At 76.7% G+C, this 232-nt stretch carries 1 protein-coding gene; it reads right to left on the reverse strand.

The window, feature by feature from the left end:
- Positions 1-232, reverse strand: a 232-nt coding sequence (locus KVT14_RS21645; protein WP_217617417.1) for an SDR family NAD(P)-dependent oxidoreductase, incomplete at both ends; no start/stop codon positions are given.

Below are 232 nucleotides of genomic sequence, written 5' to 3' on the forward strand. Positions count from 1 at the left end.
CCCTTCGACGCGCGGCGCACGCACCGGAACACGCCCGTGAGGCTGACGGCGAGCACCTGCAGGAAGCCGCCGTCCGACATCCGCATGAGCAGGCCGTCGCGGGGCACGCCGGCGTTGGCCACCAGGACCTCGACGGGGCCGTGCTGGGGCTCGACCTCGGCGAACGCGGCGTCGACGGACGCGGTGGCGGTGACGTCGCCGGTCAGCGCCAGGACGCCGACGGGGGCGCCGC

Source organism: Cellulomonas sp. GbtcB1, from assembly GCF_019091725.1.
In the GTDB taxonomy this organism is placed as follows: domain Bacteria; phylum Actinomycetota; class Actinomycetes; order Actinomycetales; family Cellulomonadaceae; genus Cellulomonas.